General features: G+C 45.5%; 10 protein-coding genes. 7 read left to right on the forward strand and 3 right to left on the reverse strand.

What is annotated here, in order from left to right:
* The first annotated feature begins 31 nt into the window (after window positions 1-31).
* The 4 genes from EL268_RS10220 (at window position 32) to EL268_RS10235 (ending at window position 10,518) form a co-directional block, all read left to right on the forward strand.
* Window positions 32-6,049, forward strand: a complete 6,018-nt coding sequence (locus EL268_RS10220; protein ID WP_106653680.1) for a non-ribosomal peptide synthetase — start codon at window positions 32-34, stop codon at window positions 6,047-6,049.
* 26 nt (window positions 6,050-6,075) lie between these two features.
* On the forward strand, window positions 6,076-7,893 hold the full coding sequence (gene asnB / locus EL268_RS10225) for an asparagine synthase (glutamine-hydrolyzing) (RefSeq protein ID WP_106653679.1): 1,818 nt from the start codon (window positions 6,076-6,078) through the stop codon (window positions 7,891-7,893).
* Between the two features lie 93 nt (window positions 7,894-7,986).
* Window positions 7,987-9,303, forward strand: coding sequence for a condensation domain-containing protein (locus EL268_RS10230; RefSeq protein ID WP_106653678.1), 1,317 nt, complete (start codon window positions 7,987-7,989; stop codon window positions 9,301-9,303).
* Window positions 9,304-9,351: 48 nt separating this feature from the next.
* A complete protein-coding gene (locus EL268_RS10235) occupies window positions 9,352-10,518 on the forward strand; it encodes a cytochrome P450 (protein ID WP_106653677.1) in 1,167 nt (388 codons plus the stop codon).
* Between the two features lie 478 nt (window positions 10,519-10,996).
* Here the strand turns inward: EL268_RS10235 and EL268_RS33260 are convergent, their stop codons facing one another.
* Both EL268_RS33260 and EL268_RS10245 read right to left on the reverse strand, forming a co-directional pair.
* The gene (locus EL268_RS33260) at window positions 10,997-11,221 is read right to left on the reverse strand and encodes an ABA4-like family protein (protein ID WP_106653676.1); all 225 of its coding nucleotides are present in this window, start codon (window positions 11,219-11,221) and stop codon (window positions 10,997-10,999) included.
* A gap of 97 nt (window positions 11,222-11,318) precedes the next feature.
* Window positions 11,319-12,206, reverse strand: a complete 888-nt coding sequence (locus EL268_RS10245; RefSeq protein WP_106653675.1) for a LysR family transcriptional regulator — start codon at window positions 12,204-12,206, stop codon at window positions 11,319-11,321.
* Between the two features lie 110 nt (window positions 12,207-12,316).
* Between EL268_RS10245 and hutG the strand changes: the two genes are divergently transcribed.
* The 3 genes from hutG (at window position 12,317) to EL268_RS10260 (ending at window position 16,504) form a co-directional block, all read left to right on the forward strand.
* Entirely contained in the window at window positions 12,317-13,285 is a 969-nt protein-coding gene (hutG, locus tag EL268_RS10250) for a formimidoylglutamase (RefSeq protein ID WP_106653674.1), read from the forward strand.
* Window positions 13,286-13,297: 12 nt separating this feature from the next.
* On the forward strand, window positions 13,298-14,485 hold the full coding sequence (gene gltS / locus EL268_RS10255) for a sodium/glutamate symporter (RefSeq protein ID WP_106653673.1): 1,188 nt from the start codon (window positions 13,298-13,300) through the stop codon (window positions 14,483-14,485).
* A gap of 444 nt (window positions 14,486-14,929) precedes the next feature.
* Entirely contained in the window at window positions 14,930-16,504 is a 1,575-nt protein-coding gene (locus EL268_RS10260) for an FAD-dependent oxidoreductase (RefSeq protein ID WP_106653672.1), read from the forward strand.
* Window positions 16,505-16,548: 44 nt separating this feature from the next.
* On the opposite strand, the gene EL268_RS10265 is transcribed toward EL268_RS10260, so the two are convergent.
* A complete protein-coding gene (locus EL268_RS10265; protein WP_164724455.1) occupies window positions 16,549-17,133 on the reverse strand; it encodes an AAA family ATPase in 585 nt (194 codons plus the stop codon).
* Window positions 17,134-17,382 lie beyond the last annotated feature (249 nt).

Genomic DNA, 17,382 nt, shown 5'->3' on the forward strand with positions numbered 1-17,382 from the left:
ACAGAATCAACATGTGGGAAGGAGCAATCCGATGATCAACGATAAGGAATCATCTAAATCAAGAGATGAGATACTTGCCGAGAGCAGATCGAAGCTTTCCGAGAAGAAACTGGCATTGCTGGAGAAACTGAAAGGCTCAAAATTGGAGACGAAAAAGACTGGTATTCCGCGGCGTTCAAGAGAGGGCTTCGTGCCCCTCTCTTTTGCCCAGCAGAGATTATGGTTCTTAGACCAATTGGTACCAAACAGTCCAGCCTATAATGTGGTTGCCGCCTTCCATCTATCGGGTGAGCTTCACACAAACATCATGCAGCGGTGCGTTAATGAGATAGTGAAGCGCCATGAAGCCCTGCGAACCACCTTTCAAGTCGCGAACGGAGAGCCGTATCAGCTCATTGCTCCTGCCTTGCAAATTCCTTTTCCCATTGTCGATCTTACAGGCCATCCGGAGGCGGAGAGGGAAGATGAGTTTCGCCGACTCGCGAAAGAGGAAAGCACGTATGTGTTCGATCTAACCAAGGGACCCTTGCTGCGTGTTACTTTATTCAAACTCGGCGAGGATTTGAATATTCTGCTGTTGAACGTTCACCATATCATCATCGATGGATGGTCAGTCGGAGTTTTCTTTAGAGAAATGGTTCTGCTTTATCAGGCCTATCTCGCGGACAAGCCGTCACCATTGCCTGAGCTTCCGATCCAGTATGCTGATTTTTCCATTTGGCAACGGGAGTGGCTTCAAGGTGAAGTGCTTGAGAAACAGCTTTCTTACTGGAGAGAAACCCTTGGAAAAGAAAGCAGTGCGTTAGAGCTGCCAGTAGACCGTACACGACCTCCCATCCAAACGTTTCAAGGAGGGAGCCTAAAACTACAAATTCCCTCTTCCCTTTCTCATGCCATAAAAGCGCTGAGCGAGCAAGAAAACGCCACCCTGTATATGGTGATGATCACCGCATTAAAGATATTGCTGCATCGTTACAGCGGGCAAAATGATATCCGGGTGGGAGTGCCTGTAGCGAACCGCAACCGAGTGGAAATGGAGAATTTGGTCGGCTTTTTTGTAAACACGTTGGTCCTCAAAACAGATGTTTCCGGCAATCGAAGCTTTAGAGAGCTGCTGTCACGTGTGAGAGAAACGGCGAACAGCGCATACAGGCATCAAGACGTACCGTTTGAACGATTGGTGGATGAATTGCAGCCTGAACGTAATATGAGTCAAAACCCACTGTTTGAAGTCTGCTTTGTGTTGCAGAACTTCCCTATGCCGAAAAAATCGGACATGTCTGCATTGGGCTTTTCCTTGGTCAAATTTGAAGAGTTCCGTAACAACACATCCAAGTTTGACCTCTGGATTCAGGTTGTAGAAAAAGGAGATATCCTTGACCTAGACGTTGAGTTCAATTCCGATATTTTTAATGAATCGACAATCAGTCGTATGTTAGAAAGTTTTACAATCGTGCTGGCAGGGATTGTCGCGAATCCGGACAAGCCGATTTCAGATCTGCCGATTTTGACCGCTGCTGAAGAGCAAAAGCTGTTAGTTGAATGGAACGATACGAAGACGTACTACCCACAGCAAGATATGTGCCTTCATCAAATTATTGAAGCGCAGGCTGCCAAAACACCAGATGCCCCAGCCGTTATTTTTGAAGAGGAGCAACTCACTTACCGTGAATTGGATCAACGGTCGAATCAACTGGCTAATTATCTCCGGAAAATGGGTGTAAGAGCGGAAACGCTTGTGGGCATTTATATGGAGCGCTCCTTTGAGATGGTCATCGGCCTGTTAGGTATCCTCAAAGCAGGCGGCGCCTACGTTCCCCTAGACCCAAGCTATCCGCAAGATCGGGTCGCCTTTATGATCACGGATGCGAATCCTTCTTTCCTCTTGACTGCGGTAGGGCTGAAGAACACGCTCCCTGAATACGGTGGCCAACTCATTTGCCTCGATTCAGATTGGGAGACAATCAGCATAGAGAGCCGTGTGGCACCTGCAAGTGGAGTCAACAGCGACAATTTGGCGTACATGATTTACACCTCAGGCTCTACTGGCAAGCCAAAAGGTGCGATGAATGTTCATCGCGGTATCGTCAACCGACTTTTATGGATGCAGGAACAATATCAGCTGAATGAAACCGATCGAGTGATGCAAAAGACGCCTTTCAGCTTTGATGTGTCGGTTTGGGAATTTTTCTGGCCGTTAATGACGGGGGCCTGCATGGTAGTAGCTCGTCCAGAAGGTCATAAAGATACGACTTATCTGGCACGCCTGATCAAAAAAGAGAAAATCACCACCATGCACTTTGTTCCTTCGATGCTTCAAGTATTCCTGGAGGAGACGGAAATTAACGGCTGCGATACGCTACGACGAGTCATTTGCAGTGGGGAAGCCTTATCGTATTCAACACAGGAGCGCTTTTTCGAGTGTCTCGATGCGGAATTGCACAACCTGTATGGTCCTACAGAAGCGGCGATTGATGTCACGTACTGGGCGTGTCAAAAAGGAAGCAAGCTTAGATCTGTGCCGATTGGACGCCCTGTGGCAAACACCCAAATCTATCTGTTAGACGAGCATCTGAATCCTGTTCCCGTGGGTGTTGCCGGCGAGCTGCACATCGGTGGTGTACAACTGGCTCGCGGATACTATAACCGACCTGAGCTGACAGAAGAGAAATTCATCCCTGATCCGTTCAGCAAAATAGAGGGAGCGCGCCTTTATAAAACAGGGGACTTGGCACGTTACATGCCGGATGGAACAATCGAGTATCTGGGCCGAATTGATTTTATGGTCAAACTAAGAGGGTTCCGTATCGAGCTGGGTGAGATTGAAGCTGTATTAGATGAACATCCACATGTACAAAAATCGGCTGTGATCGTTCATGAATCCGAGCAGAGGCCAGGGCATAAGCAGTTGGTATCTTATATCGTGCCCGATTCACAGTCCAAGGAAAAACTGAAAAAGGCAACAGAAGAAGCACTTCCTGCGGAACAGGTATCTGAATGGCAGGATGTCTTTGATAAAGCCTATGATGATGAAAATAAATATGAGGCCGATTTCAACATTACCAGCTGGAACAGCAGTTATACGGGTCAGCCTCTTTTCGCGGAAGAAATGCGTGAATGGGTCAATTCGACGGTGGATCGTATCCTTGCCTTGCAGCCGAAAAAGGTACTCGAAATCGGGTGCGGTACAGGGCTGTTACTATCTCGAATTGCGCCTCATTGTGAACAATATTGGGGAACGGATTTTTCGTCGATGGCGTTGGATTATATTACGGAGAAACTGATCAACCAAAGAGAGGATTTATCCAATGTAACACTGCGTAAGAGCTATGCGGATGATTTTAGTGGACTAAAGGGACAGAAGTTCGATGTGATCGTGCTCAACTCTGTGGTGCAGTATTTCCCGGATGCGACCTACCTGCTGGATGTGCTGAAAAAGGCCATACACGCCTTGAATGACAAAGGAGCAATCTTTGTCGGGGATGTTCGTAATCTTTCTTTACTGCAAACCTTCCTTACTGAGGTTGAGATGGAAAAGTCACCGGCTACGCTGACCGCCGATCAATTGCAGCGTCGCGTACAGAAGCGAATGAGACAAGAGCAGGAGCTGGTTATCGATCCTGCATTTTTCTATGCACTTCAAGCGCAGCTGCATCAAATCAGCCATGTAGAAATCAAGTTGAAGCGTGGAAGTCATCATAACGAATTAACCCGATATCGCTATGACGTGGTTCTTCATCTCGGCAAAAAAGTGCAGACGATTGAGGATTTTTCATGGCTGGATTGGCAGGAGGAGGGCTTCCAAAATATTGAGGGACTTCGTCAAATCATGACCAAGTATAAACCGCAAATCTTAGGGCTTACGAATATCCCTAATTTGCGGTTGGACAAGGCGAATCGATACCAGTCGTTGCTTGCTGACAGAGATGTTCTCAAAACCAAAACCGTGGAAGAACTGAGAACAGATCAGAACCATGCAGGCACTGGAATAGACCCGGAGGAGCTTTGGAAGTTGGGTGCTGAGCTTCGATACAGCGTGGATATCACTTGGATGGGTGATAGACAGGATGGCAACTATGAAGCTGTGCTCCGATCTGAGCATTTACTAGAAAAAAGACAGCGTAACACAGTGGTCACCGCGTGGCACCGTCCAGCGAAAAACTACCAGCCGATTGAAACGTATGCGAACGATCCTTTGACAGATAGAGTTGCTCGCCAGTTCATTCCAGAGCTGCGCAGTTATTTGCGGGATAAGCTGCCAGATTACATGGTTCCGTCTATCTTTGAGTTTATCAAGGAAATGCCAGTGAACATGAATGGAAAATTGGATCGAAAAGCGCTTCCTACGCCGCTTATGGAAGTGCCAGAGATGGAAGGAGATTTTGTACCGCCAACGACGGAGACGGAAAAAATTCTTGCCGATGTCTGGGCTGAGATATTGGGCTTGGATAAGGTTGGCATACATAATAACTTCTTCGGATTGGGCGGCGACTCCATTCATACTATTCGAGTGGTTGCGAGGGCAAAACAACTCGGTTTGGAAATGACTCCTCAGCAAATTTTCCAATTCCAGACCATCGCTGATCTGGCAGAGGTTGTAGGTGGGGTTTCCACCCAAAGTGCGAAGCGAACGGCAACAGCAGTAGAGTTACCAACTCTTGATAAGCATCTGCTGGATCGGATAAAAGCAGACAACCCATACATGGAGGATGTTTATCCGCTGACGATCATGCAAGAGAATATGCTTTATCGATACAAACATCATCCAGAGCCTGGTTTGAATGTGGTTCATCATGCTTTTCGCATCGAGGGTGGCCCTTTCCATGTATCTGCTTTTGAGCAAGCATGGCAGCATCTCATCCAACAATTCCCTGCCTTGCGAACATCCTTCATCACGGAAGAGCTGGATGAACCGATGCAGATCGTGCATGAGAAAGTGGATATCCACATCAAACAGGAAGATTGGCGTGGCATTCCGGAAGAAAATCAACATGAACAATTGCAATCCTATATTCAAAAGCTTAGACAACAAGGATTTGTGATGGGCCAAGCACCCCATGCGCATCTTGCTCTGCTTCAAGTAGGAGAGGATGTGTACTACTTTATTTATGTCTTCAACCTGATGTTGCAGGATGGCTGGAGCTATACGTTGATCGTTAAGAGACTATTCGAATATTATCAAGCGTTTTCCCAAGGGAAGGCAATTGATATTGTGCCTGTATATCCTTATCGGGATTATGTTGCGCTACAAAAACAGCAGGACTTAGCGAATGCTGAGTTGTTTTGGAAGAAAAATCTGAAAGGAATGACCAGCTCCACTCTTGAATGGGCGCAAGCGAGCCGGAAGAATATTTCTGCCGAGGAGCCTCCCTATTCTCAAGAAAGGTTCATCGTATCGCCAGAAGTCTCCTCGGCGCTGTTATCTTTGTCGAAGAAGTATCATCTGACGCCATATACATTGGTACAAGGGGCTTGGGCATTGCTGCTCCATCATTACAGCGGCAAGGAAGACGTTGTATTTGGTACGATCTTCTCTGGCCGCAGCATAGCGATGATGGAGGTCGAACATTCTGTCGGGCTTTTCTTCAATATTCTGCCCATTCGCGTGAGCATCGAGCAAAACATGAGGTTCTTGTCTTGGCTCCAAAACATGCAGTCCAAGGTAGTAGAGACGAGTCAGTACGAATACACACCGCTGAAAAAAATATACGAGTGGTGCGATATCCCACGAGATCGGCTTTTATTTGACAGTTATCTGGTCAGCGAACAGCTCCCTGATTTCTCTTCCGTGTTTAGAGGATTTAATGATGTCCTCGGCGCTACCATCTATGATTCTATCGCGCAGACGGAGCATCCATTACGAGTGGAAATCCTTTTCTATGAACAAGTGCTGGTTCTGCATATCAACTACTATCGACGTTTTTTCAACGATAAGGAGATTAGCAGTATGCTGCAGCACTTGAACACTCTTTTAGAAGGATTGGTAGCGAATCCAGAGCAAAAGGTAAGCGAGTTAGTCAATGCGATAACGTATCATCCTCAACACTAAATTTGCGAACAAGAGGAGAGGTTACTATGTGTGGAATCGTGGGATGGCTTGATTGGGATGACGATTTGTCATCCCAGCATGCTATTTTGCAGAAAATGGCTCAAGCGATCCAACATCGCGGGCCAGACGAAGAAGGATATTGGTTGTCTCCCCGGGCAGCGATTGCGCATCGGCGCCTGATCGTAATCGACCCGGAAGGCGGCAAACAGCCAATGATCTACCGAGAAGGAGATCAGACGTGTGTCTTATCGTTTAACGGCGAAATCTACAATTATTTGGAACTGCGCCGCCAGTTAGAGATGCTTGGACATTCCTTTCAAACCAACTCTGACACAGAAGTATTACTGCACGCTTTTTTGGAATGGAGAGAGGAATGTGTCCGCCATCTCAATGGAATTTTTGCATTCGCCATTTGGGACGAAAAAAATCATCGATTGTTTTTAGCGCGTGACCACTTAGGTGTAAAACCATTGTTTTATTGTCAACGAGGGAGCTCGTTCTTGTTCGGCTCCGAACTGAAAGCCTTGCTTGCCCATCCAAAAGTGAAGCCTGAAGTAGAAGCGGATGGGTTAGCAGATATTATCGGACTCGGTCCGGCGAGAACGCCTGGATTTGGCATTTTCCGCAATGTAAATGAGGTTCGAGCTGGACATTGTGTAACAGTCACGAAGGATCAAATCAGGACAAGGCCATACTGGAAACTGGAAAGTAAAGCGCATACCGATGATATGGATACAACGACAGAAAGGATACGCGCTCTGTTACAAGACACGGTACAACGTCAGTTAATCTCTGACTTGCCATTGGTGAGTATGCTGTCTGGCGGCTTGGACTCTAGTGGCTTGGTGGCTTTAGCCGCTGAAGAGCTTCGTAAAAAAGGGAAGACGCTGCAAACCTATTCGGTTGATTTTGTTGACAATGATCAGCATTTTGAAGAAGGATTACTGCACATTAGCTTGGATGCGCCATGGGCGAAATCAGTTTCAGAGCATGTACAAACGAAGCATCAAGAGATTACCTTCAACGCCCAAGATTTGATTTCTCATTTTCATATGCCGTTGAGAGCACGTGATCTCCCGGGATTAGGGGAGACGGATACCTCGCTCTATTTGTTCTGCCGGGAAATGAAGAAAAAAGCGACCGTTTCGCTATCAGGTGAATCGGCAGACGAAGTATTTAATGGGTATCCTTGGTTTCAGAAAGAGAAATTCTTGAATTCAGGCAAATTTCCTTGGATGGAGCATGACGGGTGGAGTTCATTTTTAAATGAAGAAGCCATCGAAAAGATTCGCCCACAAGAATATCTTCGCAGGCGGTATGAAGAAGGGATTGCAGAGGTACACCCTTTGGAAGGGGAGACAGTTTTGGAAGCTCAACAGCGCAAAATGTCGTACCTCTTTATCACACGCTTTCTTCCATTGCTATTGGATCGCAAGGATCGAATGAGCATGTATACGGGGTTTGAAGTGCGTGTTCCGTATTGTGATTACCGTCTGGTTGAATATTTATGGAATGTTCCATGGAAAGTAAAAAATATTGATCAAATCGAAAAAGGCTTGCTTCGCAGAGCGTACAAAGGATATTTGCCGCATGAAGTATTGTACCGCAACAAAAGCGCATATCCGATGACCTATCATCCGGAGTATTACCATGCGATTTTGGACCATATGAAACAAATTTTAGCGAATCCGAATGCGCCTCTAGTACCATTGATTAATAAGTCTGTGATCCAATTTGTGCTGGATGGCAAAGCACCTATGAATCTCGCTCAATCAACGAAGCTGATCGAATACCTCGTTCAGATAAATATGTGGTTAGAGGAATACAAGATTTCCATTCGATAGAAGCCCATGGATTTGCTGATAAAAAGGACAGTCAGGATGTTTTTTCCTGACTGTTTTTCTTTCAAAAATTGTAGTTGAAGGGGTGTGTAGGAAATGAATGTCAGTGAGGTAAATCAGAACAGGGCAATTCCACAAAGACTGCCTGCTAATGGAAGTGACAGGTTTAATTACATGGTCAGCTATCTTTCCGATTGCCAACTTCAAATGGTTTTGGAAATGGACGGACATGTGAATCAACAGCGATTGCTTCAAGCGATGGAGGCAAGCACCGTTGCTGAACCGATCATTGGCTGCCGCTTTATGAAAGATTCAGTCCGCCCCTATTGGGAGCGACGCAGCGATTTGGCGTCAAGCGGTTGGTGTTCCTTGCAACTTCTCAGTGAGTCTGATTCCGAAGAGAAAGCCATACAGGATTGGCTGTCGAGCCCAATAGACATCGATGCTGATGCGATGGTCAAAGTTCGCATACTGCGGACCTCGACCAAAGATATCATATGCATCAAATTGAATCATCTATGCAGTGATGGTGCGGGGTTGATAGAGTATGTTCACTTGTTAGCTTCGTTATATAGTGAGCTTGCCAAAAACCCTCGCTACGTTCCCAAGTCAAACCCTGAGGGCAGGGATCAGAGCCGTTTGTTCAAGGAGATGGATATCCCAAATGGCGGGATGCCGCAAGCTCCAGAACCCCAGGGACCAACGCTTCCTTTTACGCCTGGAGAACCAGCTAAAAGGAGACATGCCATTCGCAGAATACCGCGCGAAGAGTGGAGGGAGCTGGCGCAAGGATTTAAACAAAAAGGATTCACCGTAAATGATGTGTTATTGGCTGCCTACATGCGAGCTTTATATCAACAAATGGAGAATGTTCCGGCTGAGCAAATCAAAGTTATGGTGACTGTCAATGTAAGAAAATTCTTGCCCACGGGCAAGGCAGACGCCATTTACAACCTGTCTGGCGTTGTTCACGCCTCCATGAATCAAGCAGCAGGGACATTTGCAGATCAGGTGAAAGAAGTAGCCGGATTCATGAAGAATCAACGCGATAATAAAGAGATTCTGCATGATGCGGTAAACACTTTTGTCTTTGTGGAAAACTTAGAGTTTCATCACACATTGAAGATCATACAGGATGTAAGAAAACAAATTGTAGAAAATGGAAAAAGCACGCCAATACTATCAAATTTTGGTATGATTAGTACGAGCCAGATAACATTCGATGATGTGAATGTCGCAGGTGCGTATATCGTCTCTCCAGCCTATTACGCACCAGGACTGATGCTTGGAGTCAGTACGTATCAAGATTGCATGACCCTCAACATTTCCTTCTATGAATCGAATACAGACGTTGAGTTGATAGAAAAACTCCTGGATACCATGCTAGAGGAAATCAAGTCATACCGAGAGTAGTAGCATTTTGCAGCAATTACCCACCCATTTAGATAAGGAGTGAATGAAATGAATAAAGTAGTTTTCCCTAATGAAATATCGGGTGCCGAGAATCTGCAACAACAGTTTGAACCCTACGGCTGGTATGCAGAAATGAGAAAAAATAGCCCAGTCCATTACGATGAAAAGCAACAGGTTTGGAATGTATTTCTGTATTCGGATGTAGAGCGAGTGCTGACCGATTATCACCTTTTTTCAAGCGATACAGGCAAACGAATCGCTGGTTCCCTCGCATTGAAAGAAAAGGGCATCACAGAGATGGACCCGCCTGATCACGGAAAAAGGAGAGCGCTCTATACAAAGGCATTCTCAACCAGAACACTCCAGGAGTGGGAGCCGCGTATTCAAGAAATTTCACGGCATTTGCTAGAGGAAGTAAAAGAAAAGCAAAGCATCAGAATTTTAGGTGATCTCGCAACCCCGATGCCGGTGATTGTCATAGCCGATTTGCTTGGTGTACCGTCCAGTGATTGGATGCTGTTCAAGCAATGGTCCGATGTTCTCATCGCTTCCGGGACCCGTGAAACGTATGAGGATATTAACCTCAAAAAGGAAGAAATTATGAAGGAAATGGCCGTTTATCTCTCTCCTATTATTCAAGAAAAAAGAGAGAACCCGAAAAAAGATTTCCTTTCCGATTTAACGCAAACAGAATATAAAGGCCAAAAACTATCTGACCGCGAGATTATTGATATTGCAATCAGCTTGCTGCTTGCCGGCAATGTAACGACAAGTACGCTCTTGTTCAGTGTTTTCTACTGCTTTTTACTGGATCGACCAGGCGTATATCGTGAATTAAGAGAGAATCCGCAGCTGGTAGATCAAGCGATCGAGGAAGTATTGCGCTTCCGTCCGCCAGCACAGGTCTTGATGCGCAAGGTTCAAGAAGATACGGATATGTTCGGAAGTCTGATGAAAAAAGGCGAAATCGTCATGGCATGGCTCGGTTCTGCCAATCGTGATGAAAATACCTTTGCACAGGGAGATCAATTCGATATCCATCGACCGAATAGCAATAAGCATTTGTCATTTGGAAAAGGCTGCCACTTATGCCTGGGCGCACCATTATCCAGACTGGAAGCAAAGGTAATGCTAACAGAAATGATTAAGTGCTATTCTGACATCTCAATCGGTGGATTTGATAACGATCTGATCCTCAATGTAACGAGAGGCTAACTTTTCTTATAAAGCAGTTGAGCAGGAAGCTTATCCTGTTCGACTGCTTTTTTTATATCGGAAAGAAAAGCCCCTAATCGAATTGTTACGAAATGGGAGAAAGACTATAGCCTAAAGCTGGCTAGATGTGGGAGAGAGATCGGAAGAGAAACAGCCGGTTGCCTCGTGTCTAGCGAGGCAATTGTTTTTGAGAATGGTTTGTTAAAGTCTACAACGTTGGTATTGAGCAAGAAACTTTTACTTTATCTGATCCACAGTTCGGGCAGTGAAAAAAGACATATCAACCATAAGTAAATCCGGTAGGGGGTCAGAAGCATCACGTTGGTTAGAAAGATCCGACGGATTGATTACTTCGGATTGAACCTTGCATTTATAGCAATCAAATCTATAGACCCATCTTACAAGATTGGCCACAACACTCACCCCTGAGTCTCATGTCGTTTTTCTTAATCGAAATGGACTTTCGATAGAATGCAACTCAAAACTTATCTTTCCGAATCACCAAATAAACAATCAACCCAATAATCGGAAAAAACAAGCAAGCAACAAGCCCGATGATTGAGAATTCCTTGCTATTCCCTCGTCTCCTTGCATCGCGGTATACCCAAATACTGATGACAATGTTAATAATATTCAAAAATAAAAATAGCAGTAACGGGAGAAATACAATAAAGCTAGAGGAAACATCGCCTACCTGAACCAAAGGATCACCTGCTTTTGAATATTTTCAAGACTTTCCCAATTATATATTAAAGAGGAGAGGATTGTGAAATCGATTTATTGAGCCATTTTCATAACGATCACCGCGATGGAAACTTCCCCCGAACCTCCTCCAAAAAAGCCTGCACCGCCGGGGCCAAATAACGGTTTTTCATATACGCCAAATAAACCGTCCGCTCCAACGCAGGCGAATCAATCGTTTTCCGAACAAGCGAAGTATCTGTTGATCCAGACAAATAGTTCTCAGGAATGATCGTAAGCCCCAGATTTTCCCTCACCAACGTTAACGCGGTTTCAAATCGCTCAATCTCAAATTTAATTTGCGGGTTCACTTGTTCAAGCGAAAAGGCCGTTAAAATATCCTCCCTCGTCTGAAATCCCTCTGTACTAATGATGAAAGTCTCGCTAGCCAAGTCTTTCAATTGAACCGATTCCTTTTCCGCCAGCGGATGATCTTTGTGTAGCACCAGCATTAAGCGCTCATCATACAGAGGAAAGGATTCGATATCTTCTTCCTCGATGAATTGATTGGTTATGAGTAAATGCGTATGATACTTCCGCAGTGATTCCTTTACAGCTTTCCCGCTCAGCACTTCGATTAGCTTGATGTTAATGGAGGGAAAACGCCGCTGGTATTCGCGAATAACTTTTGGAATCCAATGCTTCACAGACTCAATGATGCCGATGATAAGATCTCCGCTGCCAGTCAGCTTTACTTCTTCCATCTCTTTTTTCAGCATGTTCATTTGAGAGAGAAGCAGCAACGATTTCTGATACAAAATTTTACCAGCGTCCGTCAATTCCATTTTTCTCGTGTTCCTCTCGAGCAATGGAGAGCCGACTTCTTGCTCCAGATTTTTAATCGCGTTACTTAAGGAAGGCTGTGAAATATGCAGCTTTTGTGCGGCTTTGGAGTAGCTCAACTGATCGCAAACTGTCACAAAATAGTGCAAATGTTTGATGTCCAACTGGATCGCCTCCCCTCATTTATAGCTTCAAGCTATCAATTTATTTAAATTATATATTAGAAATAATAAGTTTGTCATTATATAATCAATAAACAAAAGGTTCAGAAAGGATGAATAGCTTGCCAAAGAATGTATCAGCAGATTTGTGGACCGGCCGGACTGACCATACGGAGAGAAGAAGCAGTTTTCGCTACCATCAGATTGTAGAAATAACGGATTTGGATACATTGCAAGCTGCCAAGGATCGCACAGTCGCTATCATTGGGTTTGAATGTGAAGAGGGAGTGAGGCGCAATCAAGGACGATTAGGTGCAGCCAAAGCTCCAAACGCAATTCGGCAAGCGCTTGCAAGCCTTCCTTGGAAAGTGGAGGAAGGAAAACGGCTTGTAGATGTGGGGAATGTTGCTTGTCCAAACGAAGAGCTAGAAGCTGCCCAGGAAGAATTGGGGAACGCTGTCTCTGCACTCTTTTCTAAATCCATGACGCCCATTATTTTAGGTGGAGGCCATGAGACATTGTATGGACATTACGTAGGTGTCCGAAAGCATATTGGAAAAGAGGCTTCCTTGGGAATCATCAATATTGACGCTCACTTCGATCTGCGTTCCTATGAAGTTCAGCCTTCATCGGGGACGATGTTTCGGCAAATACTAGAGCATGACAAACATAGCAGCTATTTTGTGCTGGGGATTCAGCGTTTCGGAAATACGCAGGAGCTATTTGATAAAGCAGATGAGCTCGGTGTCCGTTATGTGTATGAAGAAGAAATGACAGACGCACAAATGGATGAAATTACATTATCTGTAAGAGAATTCATCGAAAAACACGATCATGTCATGCTGACGCTGTGTACAGATGTTTTAAACGCAGCTTTTGCACCGGGAGTAAGTGCTCCATCTCCTTTTGGCTTAACACCAATGGTTGTCCGCACTTTGATCCGTACCGTTGCCGCTCATAAGAAAACGCTTTCTTTTGATATTTGTGAAGTGAATCCGGTTCTAGATGAAAACGGAAGAACAGTAAAGTTAGGTGCTTACTTGACGAATGAAGCCATCATGGGATTACTAGAGAACAACTAAGGGGAGACAACTATGACGTTAGCACTTAATCAAGTAACGACGATTTTTCTCGCAGTAGCACTTCTCGTATTAGGTACATTCCTCGTAAAAAAGGCTAGTTTCTTGCAAAAGTTTTGTATCCCGGCACCAGTGGTTGGGGGCTTGTTGTTCGCTGTCATTGCAACGGCTTTGAAAGCGACCGGAATTTTACAAATTACATTGGATACTTCCTTGCAAAGCTTGTTCATGCTCACGTTTTTTACTACCGTTGGATTGGGAGCGAGCTTCAAGCTGATCAAGCTTGGTGGTAAGCTGCTCGTTATTTACTGGATCGCCTGTGGATTTCTGGCTTTGGCACAAAACGTAATCGGTGTGTCTTTGGCTTCCGTATTCGGCATTCATCCATTGATCGGGATGATGGCAGGGGCTGTTTCCATGGAAGGTGGACATGGAGCGGCTGGGGCTTTTGGACAAACGCTTGAGGACATGGGCATTCAATCTGCGTTGGCGATTGGGATCGCAGCAGCTACCTTTGGTCTCGTGGCAGGGGGCTTGGTTGGCGGACCGACTGTGAAATATTTAATTGCCAAATACGATCTGAAACCGACGGAAACGGAAGAAGTAGTAGAGACAGTAGAAGAAAAAGGACAACCGATTCACTCGAATACCTTCTTCGTCCAAGTCCTGTTGATTACATTCTGTATGGCATTGGGAACGTATTTGGGAGAGCTGTTCTCGACTGCAACCGGATTTGTTCTGCCGGGTTATGTGGGAGCGATGTTTGTAGCGGTGATTGTCCGTAACATCGTAGACAAACTCAATCCAAAGGCAATCGACATGAAGAGCATCAACCTGATCAGTGACGTGACGCTGGGAATTTTCCTGTCCATGGCACTGATGAGCATCAAGCTGTGGGAAGTTGCGGATCTTGCTCTTCCAATGCTCGTGATCGTTTTTGTTCAAGTAGTATTCATCGTTTTGTTCGGGATTTTGGTCCTGTTCCGTTTGCTTGGCAAAAATTACGATGCTGCAGTCATGGTCGCAGGCTTTACAGGACATGGTCTGGGCGCTACACCAAACGCAATGGCGAATATGGCGGCAGTAACGGGAAGATTTGGTCCTTCGAGAAAAGCATACCTGGTCGTTCCGATCGTAGGTGCCTTCCTGATTGACGTGTTCGCGATGCCGATTATTATTACCACGATTAATTTGTTTAAATAAAGACGATTCAAAATCCCTTCATGCTGGAGATAGTCGAGCTGGAGGGATTTTTTGTGCTTACATGCTTTCTGCCGTCTGGGTTCTTGCAAAAATTAGAAAGAAAAGGGAATAATTTCTTGACTGTTCGCATCATGTTCGTATATATTTAAATAAGAACATACGTTCCTATTTCGGTATCTTTGCAAAGACAATCTCACTCCAAAACACAAGTTTTAGGGTGGAGATGTGGAAATCTGGTTTGGTAGGAGACAGCAGGAAGGGGATGAAAAGGGGCATCAACTCCGAAGGCAAATTTGAGGCCCTGATACAGAGTCAAAGTTTGCACAAGTAGAAGGTAATGGAAAAAATATTTAGTATTTTCCGCGAAATTTGTAACGTATTGTCATTTTATGCGTATTAATTGGTAGAAACAACCAAAAAGTAGAAAATGTGGAGGGAAGTAGAATGAGAGAACTTCATGCGGATGTGGTGATTATTGGGGGAGGTACTGGTGGCTGCGCAGCAGCACTGGCAGCAGCGAAATCAGGGAAGTCGGTCATTATGACGGAAGAAACCGATTGGATTGGCGGTCAATTTACGAGCCAAGCGGTACCGCCAGACGAGCATCCATGGATCGAACAGTTTGGTTGCACGCGAAGCTATCGCACATTCCGTGACAGCGTGCGTGACTATTATCGCAACCATTATCCAATGACGGCAGAAGCACGCGTCATCCCGAATCTTGACCCTGGTAACGGTTCCGTAAGTCGCCTTTGCCACGAACCAAAAGTAGCGCTCGCTGTTTTTTATCAGATGCTTGCTCCTTATATTAATAGTGGTAGACTTACTATTCTGACGAATCACAAGCTGCATGCCGTTCGCATGGCTGGCGATAATGTACTGTCGATCACAGTAGAAGATCGGAAGCATCATGATTTTCATGAGCTGGTAGCACCTTATTTCTTGGACGCGACAGAATGTGGAGATGTACTCCCGCAAGCCGGCGTAGAATACGTACTTGGCGCTGAATCAGTCGATCAAACCGGAGAGCCAAATGCTGTTGTCGGACCCCCGCAGCCAAATGATATTCAGGCGTTTACGTATGTCTTTGCCATGGACTATTTGGAGGGAGAGAATCATACGATTGCCAAGCCGGAAACGTATGACTTCTGGCGAAACTACAAAGCAGATTTCTGGCCGGACAAGTTGCTCAGCTGGACAGGCTCCAATCCGCGAAATACTGCTGAATCAGTACGATATGAGCTATTCCCAGGTACTAAATATTTCCCGCTCTTCACGTATCGTCAGGTTGCTGACCCGAAAAACTTCCAAACCGGCTTGTACAAGAGTGGCGTATCACTCGTTAACTGGCCGCAAAATGATTACTGGTTGGGCTCGATCATTGATGTGCCAGAGGAAGAGCGTCAGCGTCACCTTTACGGCGGTAAACAGTTGAGCCTCTCCCTTCTGTATTGGATGCAAACAGAGGCCCCTCGCCCAGATGGGGGACAAGGGTATCCAGGACTACGACTGCGCAAGGATGTAGTGGGAACAGAGGATGGACTAGCGATGTATCCGTATATTCGTGAATCCCGCCGGATCAAAGCGGAATTCACCGTATTGGAGCAACATGTGAGTGCATTTGTCCGTAATACAGGCAAGGCAGAAGCCTTCGAAGATTCCGTTGGAGTGGGCAGCTACCGGATCGACCTGCATCCGAGCACTGCGAATCGCAATTACGTCGATGTGTCTACCTATCCCTTCCAGATTCCGTTGGGCAGCTTAATCCCTGTGCGTGTAAATAACCTGCTGCCGGCGGGCAAAAACCTTGGGGTTACGCATATTACGAATGGTTGCTTCCGTCTCCATCCAGTAGAGTGGAACGTCGGTGAAGTAGCTGGTTATTTGACAGCTTATTGCTTGCAATATGGCCTGACTCCTCGCGCTGTCCGAAATACTCCTGACGAGCTGAAAAAGTTCCAAGCGTTCTTGTACGCGGAAGGCGTAGAGTACTTCTGGCCAACGATGTACGCAGTGTAAGCAGTTAGACGATCTGGTTGCCTGAGTTCGGGATTTCACCGAACTCAGGTTTTTTCATGGAGAGCGGGAGATCCAGATTCAGAAAAAGCACTTCGCAAGATTTCCTCGACAGTTTCCTGAGGCGTCTGCTCGGAAGAATCGATCCACATGCCGAGCTTTGGTGTCTCTGTCTGCAAGATTTTATTGAGGTGGGGAATCGTCCAAGCACCATACCCTGTTTTGGGACGGGAAGCTTCTCTCTCTTCAACCGCTTTTTCGCTTGGCGTGAGTACGACAACATACAACGGACGGTTCCGAATCATTTCAACAAATTCGCCCAATAAGGGGCCGATCACAACATCCTGTACAACGACATTAAATCCTTCCTCAAAAAAAGTGTCTGCCGTAGAGGCTGTTATTTTGTAGCGCAACCGCAACTGGCGAATGGCTTCTTCTGACGGTTCAGGCATAAATTCCTCTCTGCCATTTACAATCATTCGTCGGAACGAATCACCTCGCAGATGAACGCTTCGATTCAGTTTTTCAGCAAGTAACTGAGCTACTGTTGATTTTCCGGAAGCCATAATCCCAGTAACGAGAAATATACATCTGTCTGGAGCGTGAAGATTGACATTCTCTTGCAACATCATTATCCCACCTTACTCATTCGATGTTTTCTGAATTCAAATATGGCAATCATTGGAATATTGTCGTCTTTTTGAATCATAACATGGCGGCCATGAAAACGCGATTAAGAAAATGAGGGGGACTTGATCATGATAGGTCCTATTTTTTGTGCGGAGAATTAATAGAGAGATTTAGGGAGCATCTATTGAACGTGCCTTATTATCAGGTGATGCATCAAGGAATAAGCTGCGTTGACAACGAAATGAAGAAGG

This window comes from Brevibacillus brevis, from assembly GCF_900637055.1.
GTDB classification, from domain to species: Bacteria; Bacillota; Bacilli; order Brevibacillales; family Brevibacillaceae; genus Brevibacillus; species Brevibacillus brevis.

Bases quoted from the DNA above. Each gene is read 5' to 3' on its own strand.
- EL268_RS10220 (WP_106653680.1), top strand. From the start codon at position 32: ATGATCAACGATAAGGAATCATCTAAATCAAGAGATGAGATACTTGCC.
- asnB (WP_106653679.1), top strand. From the start codon at position 6,076: ATGTGTGGAATCGTGGGATGGCTTGATTGGGATGACGATTTGTCATCC.
- EL268_RS10230 (WP_106653678.1), top strand. From the start codon at position 7,987: ATGAATGTCAGTGAGGTAAATCAGAACAGGGCAATTCCACAAAGACTG.
- EL268_RS10235 (WP_106653677.1), top strand. From the start codon at position 9,352: ATGAATAAAGTAGTTTTCCCTAATGAAATATCGGGTGCCGAGAATCTG.
- hutG (WP_106653674.1), top strand. From the start codon at position 12,317: ATGAATAGCTTGCCAAAGAATGTATCAGCAGATTTGTGGACCGGCCGG.
- gltS (WP_106653673.1), top strand. From the start codon at position 13,298: ATGACGTTAGCACTTAATCAAGTAACGACGATTTTTCTCGCAGTAGCA.
- EL268_RS10260 (WP_106653672.1), top strand. From the start codon at position 14,930: ATGAGAGAACTTCATGCGGATGTGGTGATTATTGGGGGAGGTACTGGT.
- EL268_RS10265 (WP_164724455.1), bottom strand. From the start codon at position 17,133: ATGATGTTGCAAGAGAATGTCAATCTTCACGCTCCAGACAGATGTATA.